General features: G+C 65.7%; 16 protein-coding genes and 1 pseudogene. 16 read left to right on the top strand and 1 reads right to left on the bottom strand.

The window, feature by feature from the left end; genetic code table 11:
* The first annotated feature begins 63 nt into the window (after window positions 1-63).
* From AC2EAQ_RS17340 to AC2EAQ_RS17275, 14 genes and pseudogenes are all read left to right on the top strand, one after another.
* Window positions 64-282 (top strand): DUF1330 domain-containing protein, encoded by a 219-nt coding sequence (locus AC2EAQ_RS17340; RefSeq protein ID WP_484645690.1) that lies wholly within the window; start codon window positions 64-66, stop codon window positions 280-282.
* A 158-nt stretch (window positions 283-440) separates the two neighbouring features.
* Entirely contained in the window at window positions 441-914 is a 474-nt protein-coding gene (locus tag AC2EAQ_RS17335) for a retropepsin-like aspartic protease (RefSeq protein ID WP_484645689.1), read from the top strand.
* 118 nt (window positions 915-1,032) lie between these two features.
* On the top strand, window positions 1,033-1,716 hold the full coding sequence (locus AC2EAQ_RS17330; RefSeq protein ID WP_484645688.1) for a DUF3027 domain-containing protein: 684 nt from the start codon (window positions 1,033-1,035) through the stop codon (window positions 1,714-1,716).
* Between the two features lie 123 nt (window positions 1,717-1,839).
* Window positions 1,840-2,307 (top strand): DUF4265 domain-containing protein, encoded by a 468-nt coding sequence (locus AC2EAQ_RS17325; RefSeq protein ID WP_484645687.1) that lies wholly within the window; start codon window positions 1,840-1,842, stop codon window positions 2,305-2,307.
* 844 nt (window positions 2,308-3,151) lie between these two features.
* Window positions 3,152-3,529 (top strand): hypothetical protein, encoded by a 378-nt coding sequence (locus tag AC2EAQ_RS17320; RefSeq protein WP_484645686.1) that lies wholly within the window; start codon window positions 3,152-3,154, stop codon window positions 3,527-3,529.
* Window positions 3,530-3,662: 133 nt separating this feature from the next.
* Window positions 3,663-4,571 carry a hypothetical protein gene (locus AC2EAQ_RS17315; protein ID WP_484645685.1) on the top strand — a complete coding sequence of 303 codons (909 nt, stop codon included), beginning with the start codon at window positions 3,663-3,665 and terminating at the stop codon, window positions 4,569-4,571.
* 136 nt (window positions 4,572-4,707) lie between these two features.
* Complete coding sequence (locus AC2EAQ_RS17310) at window positions 4,708-5,106, top strand: hypothetical protein (RefSeq protein ID WP_484645684.1); 399 nt, start codon at window positions 4,708-4,710, stop codon at window positions 5,104-5,106.
* A gap of 576 nt (window positions 5,107-5,682) precedes the next feature.
* Complete coding sequence (locus AC2EAQ_RS17305) at window positions 5,683-5,955, top strand: hypothetical protein (RefSeq protein ID WP_484645683.1); 273 nt, start codon at window positions 5,683-5,685, stop codon at window positions 5,953-5,955.
* Between the two features lie 273 nt (window positions 5,956-6,228).
* Entirely contained in the window at window positions 6,229-6,687 is a 459-nt protein-coding gene (locus tag AC2EAQ_RS17300; protein WP_484645682.1) for an NUDIX domain-containing protein, read from the top strand.
* Window positions 6,688-6,766: 79 nt separating this feature from the next.
* Window positions 6,767-7,120: pseudogene (locus AC2EAQ_RS17295) on the top strand (YciI family protein); the annotation flags it as partial.
* Window positions 7,121-7,199: 79 nt separating this feature from the next.
* Window positions 7,200-7,763: a YdeI/OmpD-associated family protein gene (locus AC2EAQ_RS17290; protein WP_484645680.1), complete on the top strand. Its 564-nt coding sequence runs from the start codon at window positions 7,200-7,202 to the stop codon at window positions 7,761-7,763.
* A 141-nt stretch (window positions 7,764-7,904) separates the two neighbouring features.
* Window positions 7,905-8,363, top strand: coding sequence for a cupin domain-containing protein (locus AC2EAQ_RS17285; RefSeq protein WP_484645679.1), 459 nt, complete (start codon window positions 7,905-7,907; stop codon window positions 8,361-8,363).
* A gap of 33 nt (window positions 8,364-8,396) precedes the next feature.
* Window positions 8,397-8,975, top strand: a complete 579-nt coding sequence (locus AC2EAQ_RS17280) for a GNAT family N-acetyltransferase (RefSeq protein WP_484645678.1) — start codon at window positions 8,397-8,399, stop codon at window positions 8,973-8,975.
* The gene (locus tag AC2EAQ_RS17275) at window positions 8,972-9,484 is read left to right on the top strand and encodes a hypothetical protein (protein WP_484645676.1); all 513 of its coding nucleotides are present in this window, start codon (window positions 8,972-8,974) and stop codon (window positions 9,482-9,484) included. Before AC2EAQ_RS17280 ends, AC2EAQ_RS17275 begins: the two co-directional genes overlap by 4 nt.
* A 16-nt stretch (window positions 9,485-9,500) precedes the next feature.
* Here AC2EAQ_RS17275 and AC2EAQ_RS17270 read toward each other — a convergent pair whose 3' ends face one another.
* On the bottom strand, window positions 9,501-9,818 hold the full coding sequence (locus AC2EAQ_RS17270) for a hypothetical protein (RefSeq protein ID WP_484645675.1): 318 nt from the start codon (window positions 9,816-9,818) through the stop codon (window positions 9,501-9,503).
* 261 nt (window positions 9,819-10,079) lie between these two features.
* Between AC2EAQ_RS17270 and sugE the strand changes: the two genes are divergently transcribed.
* Entirely contained in the window at window positions 10,080-10,400 is a 321-nt protein-coding gene (gene sugE / locus AC2EAQ_RS17265; RefSeq protein ID WP_484645674.1) for a quaternary ammonium compound efflux SMR transporter SugE, read from the top strand.
* 6 nt (window positions 10,401-10,406) lie between these two features.
* On the top strand, window positions 10,407-12,203 hold the full coding sequence (locus tag AC2EAQ_RS17260) for a heparinase II/III domain-containing protein (RefSeq protein WP_484645673.1): 1,797 nt from the start codon (window positions 10,407-10,409) through the stop codon (window positions 12,201-12,203).
* Window positions 12,204-12,228: the final 25 nt, after the last annotated feature.

The raw sequence follows: 12,228 nt of genomic DNA, 5'->3' as shown, positions 1-12,228 counted from the left end.
TCGTGTGAGACTTCACTCTGGTGGCTCCTTCGGTTGCTTGTGAGGCAACCCGCATGCTCGCGCATGCGGGTCGAAGGAGCCGCCACCTCAGCTCATGCGTTCAACAGACTCCGGGACATCGCCCTCTCAGGTGAACCGCCAAAGACGACTGCAATCCTTCAGTTTGCAAGCGTTGACGAGGCCATAGCCTTCGACCGGTCGCCCGAACATTCGGCACTAAAGCCAAGCCGCGACAAAGCGACCAAGTGGCGGTCATTTGTCGTTGAAGGCCTGCCCAAGTAGGTTCCCGTGCCTGTGCCAGTGCGGCCTAACCCCTCGCTCAAGCGGAGCGCCAACGGCAGGCCACCAGGCCCGCGCGGCGCTATGGTCCATGTTGCACCGCGCGGGCCTGGCGTCCTGCCGTCGTCGCCCGCTTAGCTCGAACGTTAGGCGTCACCTGCATGCGACCATTGATTCGTCAAGCGACTATCGTGTGCGTGTTTGCAGGCGTTGCGGCGCCTGTGCTCGCTCAGGAGCAGGCATGCGGGTCGGACTTGGCTGTGCCTCTCCAGGTCGAGCGAACGGGCCACGTGTCGGTTTCGCTCACTGTCAATGGGCATCGCACGCGCATGCTTGTCGACACCGGTGCCAATGTGAACACGATGGATCTTGCAAAGGGCAAGGAGTTGGGTGCCTCAGTGCGGTCAAGCAGCCAAGCCCCGCCGGGTCACGGCCAGACGGAACTCCCAGTCGTGATCCAAGGGCGCGAGTTCGGGGCTCAGGAGTTTGCGGTGATGAACCTCAGTTTCATCAACATCCCCTCACAGCGCTATGGCACGGAGCCTTTCGCGGGTCAGTTGGGCGCAGCATTCTTTAGGCAGTACCGAGCACGCATCCTCTTTGGTGCAGGCCTCCTATGCCTGGTTACTCCGTAGCAGCCACTTGCGCTTCAGCAATGACGCCTAACCCCTCCATCGAGCGGACGGCTTCCGGCAAGCTTCGCTTGCCTCCAGCCTCCGCTCACGTCGAACGTTAGGCTTCACGAACCAACTCATGCGCGCAGCACCGCCTGAATTCACCACTGCACTCGCCGGTCTACGTGTCTCCCGCCCGTGGAAAGGATACGGATCAGCCATCTTCCTTGAGCTTGGAGAACTGAGCGAGATTCGCGGCTTGCGAGGCGGCAGTGTGACTGGGCAAGCATGCATCTCCATCGAATGGGACTGGAGGCTGGAACGTGGCGCATCTGTGGTCGTTGGCAGTTCGGACGGCGGCACTACGATTCACGAAAGTCTCAAGCTCCTTCGCGATGCAACCATCACATCCGTTGAGATCGCCGGTGAAGTGCCAGAGATTGTTGTTTGTCTTTCCACTGGGCACGTTTTGCGCTCGATGGCAATGCTCCGAGGCGATCCTCAGTGGAGCATAAGGACACAGGAAGACCGGTGGCTCCATGTGAAAGATGGCAACCTCGTTGTAGACAACGGCACAGAAGAGGCTTCGGAGTCAGCGAACGAGTCCTTCGAGCTCGCAGAATCTGCGGCCCTTCGATGGGGTGTTCCAAGCTCTACGCCGCAAATCGGTGAGTGCAAGAGTTGCCGGTTCTATGTTGCCCTGGACGGTACCGGCCACCTGCTCGACTACGGCTGCTGCACTTGTAGCCAAAGCCCATTCGATGGCCGGGCGGTGAACTACAAGAGTGGTTGCCCGTCTTTCGACGCGGCGAGTGAAGCCTAACCTGTCGTTCAACCGGAGCGCCAACGGCATGACACCTGGCCCGCGCGACGCAGTTTGCCCATCATGCGGCGCACGGGCCAGGCGCCATACCATCGTCGCCCGGTTAACTCTGCGTTAGGCCTCATGACCGAAGCGTCGCCAACTCACTACAAAGTCCTCTTCCGTGTTCCTGAGGAAGACGGTTCGTCGCGAGTCGAGACTCTGTGGGCAACTGCTGCGGGCGACGACGAATACGTTCTCGACAACTCACCGTTCTATGCATACTCAGTGTCATGGAAGGACACCGTGTACGCGCCAGTTGCTGAGGAAGACGGTCTGCCAACCTTTGTGCGCGTAGTCAAGAAGTCTGGGCACCGCACTGTCCGAGTTGTCTTTGACCCACCAGTACAAGAAGGCAACGAGTCCGAAGTCTTGCTGCAAGGGCTGCTCAAGCTGGGCTGCACATATGAAGGCGCGAATCGCGGCTACATGGCCATCGACCTCCCGCCAGAGGTTCCTCTTGAAGGGGTCCGCCAGTACCTCATCAAGCACGCAGCGCAATGGGAGCACGCAGACCCGAGCTATGCGGAACTGTTTCCCGATGAGGCCTAACCCCTCGCTCGAGCCGACCCGCTACGGCAGGCGCTACTTGGTGGCTCCAGGCCACGGTAGTCATCGTCCTTCCGCCGCCAAGCAGCACCTGCCTCCGCGGTCGGCTCAGCTCCAACGTTAGGCCTCGCAGTGAAGACTGAGCCTGTTCATCCGCTTGTCGAGCAACTCCAAGGCTTCCTACTACCGACGCTCCGTGACAGCGCAACCGGCCTGCTTGCGGCACTACCTGGCCTTGACTGTTCAGTTGGCGCCCAGGCGGTCGGTACGAAGACAACCTATCAAGGTTTTCAGTTCAGCTTGTCCTGCCTGCTCCCGGATCGAGAACCCTCCGCACCCGATGAGGTTGCCCTAGTAGTGGATCTCTGCCACCTCGATCGAGAGCCGCGCCTGGCCGCTTCCGTTGTGTGGGGCCATCCGTCGGGCAAATCAGAAGCGTCTCTTCACCCAGAGGCTCGCTCGTCGGAGGAGTGGCCGCACGTCACTCAAGAACTAGTTGCCGAGCTAGAGGCAAAGCTTCCAGCCTTGCTCGCCTGTCTCCGTCAGGCAGCACTGCGCGGCGGGCCGGGCGAGGCCTAACCCTTCACTGGAGCGGGACCTCCACCGGCATGGCACTTGGCCCGCGAGGCGCCCAGGCTTAGCATCCGCCTCGCGGGCCAAGCGCCATCCCGGTTCCGGCCCCTCAGTTCAAACGTTAGGCCGCATGAGAACCGCCCGAGTCCTGTCCGCCGCTTGTGCCCTGGCCCTGTTGGTCGTTAGCGGTTGGCTTTTGCTGCCTTCGCGCAATGCGCTCGGGAACCCCGAAATGGAGTCGCTGGTTGGCTCTTGCAGGACGAGCGAAGCCGTCATGGCTCGCCTGTACAAAGGGAGTGGTGGCGCGACAACTGCGTACTGGTACACGGTCACGCTGGAAGGCGGCGAACTCGGAAGAGAGAAGCAGGTCTTCTTCTCGTACCGCGAGCCAAGCCCCGAACAAGTTGTTTGTAGTGGTACTGATGTCCTCGTAAGTGGCGGCGGCTTCAAAGAGAGCTTTGCTGCCGCCAACTTTGCCAAGATGCGGAAGTCTCCAATGCAGTACTGGAGCGGCGAGCCCCGTGAGGGCGGTACTCAGCCGTCTTCGGGTCTACGGTGGCTTGCGGCCGGAGTCACCTTCCTTGCTGCGGTTGCGCTATTGCTGCGGCTGTATGCAGTGCCTCGTCGACAGAGCGCCACGCATGCGGCCTAACCCCTCGCTCAAGCGGAGCGCCCACGGCAGGCCACCAGCCCCAGGCCGGTGGTACGCAGTACAGTTTCACCGGCCCGGGCCTGGCGTCCTGCCGTTGTCGCCCGCTTAGCTCAAACGTTAGGCCTCAGAAGCGATGCCGTTGCCCACTCCAACTGTCCCACTTCCGGAAGCGCAAATTGGCGAGTGGACCATCTTCGACACACGAACGGCTCCTGGACTCTTCGCGTATCGGCAAAGTCAAGCACTTGGCCTGCTGGAGCTTCCTGACTTCGGCGGCGGGGATCTAGATGCGGAGCAGCGGCGCGTAGCGCTACTCAACGCGGTCACTTTCCAAAAGCCGCTTGCTGCACTGGCCTTGTTCCTTGGCGTCGTCGCCCTTGAAGACCTCATACGGGATCTGGCGGCGCGCCTTGCTGACCTATCGAGTCTTTCGCCTTTCTTCCCCGGTCTCATCAAGTTGCGTTCCCAAGCTGTCTCACGCCCAGCTGATCAGGCCTTCAAGCGGCTAGACACCGATCCTGCCGGCGTACAGGACCCTGAAGAAATCAATACTCGGTTCACACAGGCAATGGGTATCGCACCAGTTCCGACGAATGAGTACTGGCACCTGCGAGATCTAGCCTTGCTCAGGAACACCGTCGCACACCATGCAGCAGTCATACGCCCAGTCGATGTACCCCGGTTCACTCATTTCGTCGTATCGGCTGGGCGCATCATCAACCCGCCACCTGAGTTCGTTCGATCCGAGCTCATGTACCTTTACGGCGTCGGTCGAGCCATCGAGAAGGCAGTCCAGTCCGCAGCGTTCAAGCCCCTCATTCAAGAGGCTGGCGCCGGATGGTCCTTATGCCCGTCAGCAGCTGTAGTCGAACTCATTGAGCTCTTCGGCTTCTTCGGCTTTCTGGAGTCAACAACCGTGCCCGTTGGACACTCAGAGCCCGGATCCGAACTGCGGCGCAGGCAGGAAGAGGAGGCAATCAGGATTCGAGCCGCCCTGCTCCAGAGGTGCATTGCCGAGCTAGTAGTCGAATACGGGGCGTAGACTGAGGCCTAACCCTTCGCTGGAGGGGACCGCCACCGGCAAGCCGCTTGGCCCGCGCGCCGGCCATTGTCATCATCCGTCGCGCGGGCCAAGCGCCTTCCCGGCGTCGGCCCCCTCAGCTCAAACGTTAGGCGTCATGAACGAAAGCGTTGCCGTTCGCGTTGCAGCCCTTCTTGGCGGCCCAACCACCAATGAACAAGGCGCGCAGATCCTGCGCGACGAAGCGGCCGCACGTCAGTGCACCGTTCAGGCCCTTCTTGATCGCGTTGCACTTGAGGTCGCACGCGGATTTGACGGTGGCAGCGCTTCGTTTGTAGAGTCTGTCGGTCTCATGGCAGCAATACACGCGGCCATGCTTGGTGAGGAAGGGCTGTACAGAACCGCTGGCGAGTCCTTTGCGGCAAAGGTCTACTGGGCGCTGGACGAGGGTGAGTACGGGGTCCAAAGTGACGCGGGGCTCGATCCAATCGAAGCACGAGTTCGCCCAATGATCAAGCAACTCGTGGCAGAGGCTTCTGTCAGCAATGACGCCTAACCAGTCAATCGAGCCGACGGCTTTCAGCGCGCTGTGCGCGCCTATCCCTTAGCATTGCGAAGCCGTACGCAACCTACGAATACCTCGTTTCCCTCGCACGCCGCCTCTCTGCTGAGAGGAGACTTCGACTGGGTTCGCTCGATGAGTCGATCAACACTCCCGCTTCTCTTGGCCTTGGCCGCCTCTGCCAGTCTGCTTCAGGGCTGCGCAACGCACCCCGACGGGAGTCGCAAGTCGATCTTCTGCGATTCGATCTCGCGAATTTATCCCGAGGTTGGGCGGGGTGCGGCTCCTGCCCAGGGGGAGGAAGCAGGATGGATCATTGGCTCAATTGGAAGAACGGGGCTTGATCGGCCGGTCGTCCTTAGCCGGATCTTCTTCTTGAAAGTGGATGGGCCACCGGGATTTGGCAAGTCAGCCACCGCCCACTATGGTTACTTCCCTATCGAGCAGGGCTGCCCATCACACCTGCCGCACTTTCGGCCCCCACCCAGCACGAATGCACATCCGGACGCCGGAAGCTCCCTATTCGCATTCCGCGTAAAGCCTGGAACTTACGCTCTCAGGGGGCCTTGGGTGGAAAAGTTCTTCACGAGTAGCGCTCAAGTCGAACAATCGAGTGCATCGACTCAGTTTGAGGTCAAGCCTGGGGCTGCAGTCTATGTCGGAGAGTTTCTCGGTTCAGTCGAAGTTCGGGACAAACGCGAGACGCTTCACTTCTTGCACGGCGACATGATGGAAAGAGACTTGCGAATGTTTCGGGAGCTCAATCCCTCGATTTCCATTGACCCCGCCATTGAGAATGTTGCGGGCAAGATTTCTGTCCACTTCAAGCGCTCCGGCAGCTAGCGATTTGGGTCGCTGATTCCCGTCTGCCTTTCGCAATGCTCACAACGTGCAAGTAGAGTAGGACGCTTTCGCTACAACCACGCCATCGCCAACTCCCTCGAATCCGTGTTCTCCGAGCCGTTCCCGGTTCGAGAGCACCGCAGAGAGCATTTCGGAGGTGGCGAGAGCAGCTCTGCGAGCCGAAGCAGCAACGCACGCATCGCCTGCTGTAAAGGTTCCGTGAGCATCGCAGCTCCCTAGCCTTCGAAGCCCCATCGCCTCTCCCCAAGCCAATTGCAATCCCACCGCATCTCCGCCGGCGCCCTCGTGGAGCGCGACGGCAGGCTGCTTCTCGTCCGCAGCGTCGCACCCGGCAGGTACGACTTCTGGGTCTCCCCCGGCGGCGGCGTCAAGCAGGGCGAAAGCCTGGAGGAAGCTGCTGCCCGCGAGGTGTGGGAGGAAACGGGTCTTCGCGCCACGGTCGGCCGGCTGCTGTACATCGAGGAGTTCGAGAACCCCGAGTGCCGCTTCGTCAAGTTCTGGTTCGCGGCGGAGGTGGCCGCTGGTGACGTGAACGTCGGGCACCCCGAGGCCCGGGCCGAGCACATCGTGGACGCTGCCTGGCACACGTTGGCGGACCTGCAGGGCCTGCTGGCCTTCCCCGCGCTGCTGCGCAGCCGCTACGCGCAGGACAAGGCGGCGGGCTTTCCTGCCGTCGTGCGGCTGCCGCTCACGCAGATGGACTTCTGGTAACCCGCGGCGGCACGGTGGGGCATTGCATCTTTGGGCAAACCGCTCCAGCATGCGGGCCGTTTCTCTTGAGGAGACAACGATGCGAGTGATGGTTCTCGTCAAGGCCACGGCGGACAGCGAGGCGGGCCACATGCCGTCCGCCGAACTGCTGGCCGCCATGGGTGCGTTCAACCAGCAGCTGGTCGACGCCGGCATCATGCGCGCCGGCGACGGCCTCAAGCCGTCGTCGCAGGGCGTGCGCATCGCCTTCGACGGCCCGGGCCGCACCGTGATCCCCGGGCCGTTTGCGGCCACGAGCGAGCTGGTGGCCGGCTTCTGGCTGTGGGACGTGAAGGACCTGCAGGAAGCCATCGCCTGGGCGCGGCGCTGCCCGAACCCGATGCCCGGCCCGAGCGAGCTGGAGATCCGGCCGCTGTACGAAGAGGCCGACTTTCTTTGACTGGGCGTCTGGCCCTCGGCGGAGAGTTGGTGCGTCCTGGTCCGGTGCCCAGCCACAAGCACGAGCCGCGGCCGTGAGCCCTGCCTTCTTCGACACAGCGGCTGCGTTTCGCGCCTGGCTGGAGGCCCACCATGCGTCGGCCAAGGAGCTGGTGGTCGGCTACCGCAAGGTCGGCAGCGGCTTGCCCAGCATGAGCTGGCCGGAGTCCGTGGACGAGGCGCTGTGCTTCGGCTGGATCGACGGCGTTCGCAGGCGCATCGACGACGAGTCGTACGCCATCCGGTTCACACCTCGTCGCCCGGGCTCGATCTGGAGCCTGGTAAACATCGCCAAGGTGGAGCGGTTGCTCTCGCAAGGTCGCATGCGTCCGCCCGGTATCGCGGCCTTTGAAGCGCGCACGGAGAAGAAGTCGGGCGTGTATGCGTTCGAGCGGGAACAACCCGCCGAGCTGAGCCCTGCCGAGACTCGTGACTTCAGGAGGAACAAGGTGGCCTGGGCCTACTTCGAATCTGCCCCTCCGAGCTACAGGAAGGTCATGCTCCACTGGGTCGTCAGTGCCAAGCAGCCCGCCACGCGGCAGCGGCGGCTCGCGCAGCTGGTGCAAGCCTGCGCCGAGCAACGGCGTATCCTCAAGTAGGGCAGGGTGCGGCCGGAGGCGCCAGGTTGTCGGCCGACGTGCTGCCCGGCCCTCCGGCCGATGCCCTGGTGTTCCGGCTGCGAACCGGCACCGGTGTCGGAACTCGCGGGTCAGTCCCAACACTCAGTCGAGGCGTCAGCCATGCCAAAGATCGACGTTGCCGCGGTTCCCGCGCACCAGGGTTCCGGATACCCGGCCCCCTTCGCCGGGCCGTGCGCGGAGCGCACGCGTCAGCGCCTCGGCAATGCCGGGGGGCTGCAGGACTTCGGGGTCAACCTGATGAGGCTTCCGCCCGGCGGCTGGTCGAGCCAGAGGCATTGGCACAGTCATGAAGACGAATTCGTGTACGTGCTCCAAGGCGAGCTCGTCCTGGTGGAGGACGGCGCGAGAACCCGTCTCCAGGCCGGGGACTGCGCCGCGTTTCCCAAGAACTCCGGCAACGGCCACCACCTCGTCAACGAATCCACCGGCGTGGCCATGTACCTTGAGGTAGGGTCCAGGCACCCCGACGACCTGACCCAGTGCTCGGACATCGACCTGATGAGCTCCAACCGGGACGGCCGCTTCGTGTCGAAAAGTGGCGAGCCGTATCCGGAATAGAGGGCAGGGCCCCTGCCAGCGGATTCACCTCACATGACGATCCTTCACACCCAGCGCCTGCGCCTCGAACCCTTTGCGCCGGAGCACCTGCACGGCCTTCAGCAGATGAACAGCCGCCCGGAGGTGTATCGCTTTTTGAGCGGGGAGCCCGAGACGCCGGAGCAGACAGCGCAGGGCATCGCGCGCGTGCAGCGCTGCTGGGCCGCCTGGGGCACCAGCTGGTGGGCGTTTGTCCACCTCGACAGTCAGCGGGTCATGGGGGCAGGGTGCATCCAGTACCTGCGTCACGAACTCACGCCGCCGACAGACCCGAACACCCTGCTCGGCAACCCGCTGGAAATCGGCTGGCGCCTGCACCCGGACTTCTGGCGCCAGGGCCTCGCCAGCGAGGCCGCCGAGCGCATGGCCGCGTTCGCGTTCGAGCGCTTTCCGATCGCGGAACTGCTGGCCGTGCGCTGGCCCGAGAACGTGAACTCCGGTCGCGTGATGGACCGCCTGGGCATGCGCTTCCGCGGCCTGGAATCCTGGTACGGCATGACGCTGGCCACGCATGTGCTCAGCCGGGAGCAGTGGCGCCAGGCGGCCAGCGCCCCGGCAGCGAGGCCCGCGTGAAGGCGATCGGCTCGATGGCATGGCTGCGGCTGGCCGCCGGCGTGGTGCTGGGCGCGGTGATCTACCAGGTGGTGGTGATCGACCTCAGCGGCGTTCTGGCTGCCCTGGTGGTGCCAAAGGCGTACTTCGCGTGGTTCGGCAAGGATCACCAGGCGCTGGCGCTGGCGCTGCTGCAACTGGCGGGCGCCGTGCCGGTGGCCTTGCTGGTGTGCGGCGGGGTGCTGGCGGCTCACCGGGCCATTGGTCTGCGGGCGCCGCCATTGCTGGTGGCTCTGGCGGGCGGCATGTTGCTGTGCTTCGCGTATTGGGCGGCCCGGTCGCTGTTCGTGTCCCCGAGCGGCCTGCCGCCGGGTGCGGAACCGTACCCCCTGGCCACCCGGGTGGCACAGCTGGTGCTCTCGCACTGGTGGCACCTGCCGGCCGCACTGGCGCCGTGGCTGGGCTTCGGGCTGGCAGCCTGGCTCCTGTTGAGGCCGAGGGGGCGGCGCGCCCCCCAGGCCGGCCGCTGAAGATCGCGGCCGCGCCTTACGCCGCGGCCATTGCGCGCCGCTGCGGTACGGGCGGGTCCTGCTCGGCGGCGGCAATCACGCCCACCAGCGTGGCCGCCCTGGCCACCAGCACGCGCAGCGCGTCGGCGGCTTCGCGAGGCTCCGCCTCCGGGGGCCGCACCCTGACGGACAGCTTCATCACGTCCTGCGCGGCATGGGCATACTCGACGTGCGCGACGTCGACGCCGCGCGCCGCATACAGCCCGAGAATCCTGCACAGCAGGCCCGCGTCGCGGTCGAGCAGGTACACCTGCTCCAGGTGGGTGGCGGGTCTGGGGGGTTCGAATGGGTTCATGGTCTCGATCCAGGTTGTCAGCGACACACCGACCACCAAGGGTCGGCAGGCAAGTCGCGCGTGGATCGAGGCGGGAACAGGAACTGTCGGACGTCATCGACCCGGCTGACCGGGACGACGCGCACGTACCCGGTCAGCGGGGAATTCGAATGATCGAACGGACCAGGGTCTGCACAGCCATGCGGCGCAGTCTACCAAGCTCGTCGGCGCAGCCGGCTCCGAACTTCGCTTTACCCACTCTCAATTTCTAGGAGTCGTTCCATGGCATGGTTGCTGCTGCTCGTCGCCGGTCTTCTGGAGGTCGGCTGGGCCATCGGGCTCAAGTACACCGAGGGCTTCACCCGGCCCATCCCTTCCGCGCTCACCCTGTCGGCCATGGCCGGCAGCGTGGTGCTTCTGGGGCTGGCCATGAAGTCCCTGCCCGTGGGCACGTCGTATGCGGTGTGGGTGGGCGTGGGCGCCGTGGGCACCGCGATCCTCGGCATGGTGCTGTTCGACGAGCCGGCCACGCTGGGGCGCATCGCGAGCCTGGGCCTCATCGTCGCGGGCATCGTCGGCCTGAAGCTGGCCACGCCGGCCTAGGTGGGCGTGGGCCGGTCTTCGTCGGCCATGCTGCAGGGGCCCTGCGGCCGCCGCGCGCTGCTGGGCCTTGCCGGCCTGGGGCTGGCGTCGCCCGCGCTCTGGGCCCAGGCCCTTGCCGTGCCTGCGCATCCGCGCCTGCTGGTCACGGCGGCCGACTGGGCGAGCCTCGCCGCCCGCCGCCGCGCCGACGCGGACCTGGACCGTCTGGTCGAACAACTGCTGTCGCGTGCGCGGCGCGACCTCGCGCTGCCCGTGCTGGAGCGCCGTCTCGAAGGGCGGCGCCTGCTGCGGGTGTCGCGCGAGCTGATCCGGCGCACGCTGCAGTGGGCTTTTGCGTGGCGCGTCACGGGGCAGGCGGTCTTCGTGGAGCGCGCCCGCCGCGAGATGCTCGCCGTGGCGGCCTTTGCCGACTGGAACCCGGCGCACTTCCTCGACGTGGCCGAGATGACGGCGGGCCTGGCCATCGGCTACGACTGGCTCTTCGACGACCTGCCGGCCGACGAGCGCGCCACGCTGCGCGCCGCCCTCGTGGGCCACGGCGTCGCGCAGGCCCGCCATGGCCATCGCACCTTCCGCGCCGCGCACAACTGGAGCCAGGTCTGCATCGGCGGCATGGTGCTGGGCGCGCTGGCGGTGCAGGAGGACGAGCCTGCGCTGGCGCGCGATCTGCTCGCGGCCGCGCGCGCGGACGTGTCCAGCGGCCTGGGCGCCTACGCCCCCGACGGCGCGTACCCCGAAGGCCCGGGCTACTGGACCTACGGCACCACCTACTCGGTGCTGCTGGTGGCTGCGCTGCGCAGCGCGGCCCAGCCCGACTGGGGCGTGCTCGCGGCGCCGGGCTTCGCGCGCAGCGCGGAGTTCTATGCGCAGTCCATCGGGCCTTCGGGCAGGCACTTCAACTTCGCCGACAGCCAGGACGGACAGGAGCTGGCCTCGCCCATCGTGTACCTCGCCCGCGAGCTGCAGCAGCCGGTGCTGCTGAACGCCAAGCGCGAGATGATCCGCAGGCAGCAGGGCCTGGCCGAGCGCTTCGCGCCGCTGACGGCCCTGTGGTGGCCCGCTGGCGGCAGCGGCCGCGCGCTGCCGCTGCACTACGCCGGCCAGGGGCCGCAGCCGGTGGCGATCTGGCGCTCGTCGTGGGCGGACCCCGACGCGCTGTGGTTCGCCATCAAGGCCGGTGGCGGCGCGCACAACCACGGCCACCTCGACGCCGGCAGCTTCGTGCTCGACCAGGACGGCGTGCGCTGGGCCAAGGACCTCGGCATGCAGGACTACCTGAGCCTGGAATCGCGCGGCATCGCGCTGTGGGACATGAAGCCGGGCTCGGCCCGCTGGAAGGTGTTCCGCCTGAGCGCCGAGGCGCACAACACGCTCACGCTCGACGGCCGGCCGCACAGCGCCACCGCGATGGCCCGGCTGCTGGCGGCCGACGAGCGCGAGGCGCTGATCGACCTGGCACCGGTGCTGGGCGTGGGTAGCGCCACGCGCCGAGCCCGCTTCGCAGGCGACGCCGTGGTGCTGGAGGACCGCCTCGAGGGCGCCCCACCCGGCGTGGCCGTGCGCTGGGCCCTGTGCACGGACGCGGAGATCCGCCTCGACGGCGACACGGCCCGCCTCGCGCAGCAGGGCCGCGCGCTGCGCGTGCGTTTCGAGGGCCGGGCCGTGCAGCTGGCCGTGCTGGACATCAGCCGGCCGCGCAGCGACTTCGACCATCCCAACCCCGGCACGCGCCAGCTCGTGGCCACCGCACCGGTGGCGGCCGACGGGCGCTGGCAGCTCACCGCCAGCTTCGCCCGCGGTTGAGCATGGCCGGCTGCAAGGGAAGGAC

The sequence above is a fragment of the Aquabacterium sp. T101 genome (assembly GCF_057219775.1).
The sequence above is the reverse complement of the archived record's forward strand: the minus strand, read 5'-3'. Positions and strand labels throughout refer to the sequence as shown.

Bases quoted from the DNA above. Each gene is read 5' to 3' on its own strand.
- AC2EAQ_RS17280 (WP_484645678.1), top strand. From the start codon at position 8,397: ATGACGATCCTTCACACCCAGCGCCTGCGCCTCGAACCCTTTGCGCCG.
- AC2EAQ_RS17315 (WP_484645685.1), top strand. From the start codon at position 3,663: ATGCCGTTGCCCACTCCAACTGTCCCACTTCCGGAAGCGCAAATTGGC.
- AC2EAQ_RS17340 (WP_484645690.1), top strand. From the start codon at position 64: ATGCGGGTCGAAGGAGCCGCCACCTCAGCTCATGCGTTCAACAGACTC.
- AC2EAQ_RS17320 (WP_484645686.1), top strand. From the start codon at position 3,152: ATGGCTCGCCTGTACAAAGGGAGTGGTGGCGCGACAACTGCGTACTGG.
- AC2EAQ_RS17285 (WP_484645679.1), top strand. From the start codon at position 7,905: ATGCCAAAGATCGACGTTGCCGCGGTTCCCGCGCACCAGGGTTCCGGA.
- AC2EAQ_RS17335 (WP_484645689.1), top strand. From the start codon at position 441: ATGCGACCATTGATTCGTCAAGCGACTATCGTGTGCGTGTTTGCAGGC.
- sugE (WP_484645674.1), top strand. From the start codon at position 10,080: ATGGCATGGTTGCTGCTGCTCGTCGCCGGTCTTCTGGAGGTCGGCTGG.
- AC2EAQ_RS17270 (WP_484645675.1), bottom strand. From the start codon at position 9,818: ATGAACCCATTCGAACCCCCCAGACCCGCCACCCACCTGGAGCAGGTG.
- AC2EAQ_RS17330 (WP_484645688.1), top strand. From the start codon at position 1,033: ATGCGCGCAGCACCGCCTGAATTCACCACTGCACTCGCCGGTCTACGT.
- AC2EAQ_RS17310 (WP_484645684.1), top strand. From the start codon at position 4,708: ATGAACGAAAGCGTTGCCGTTCGCGTTGCAGCCCTTCTTGGCGGCCCA.
- AC2EAQ_RS17325 (WP_484645687.1), top strand. From the start codon at position 1,840: ATGACCGAAGCGTCGCCAACTCACTACAAAGTCCTCTTCCGTGTTCCT.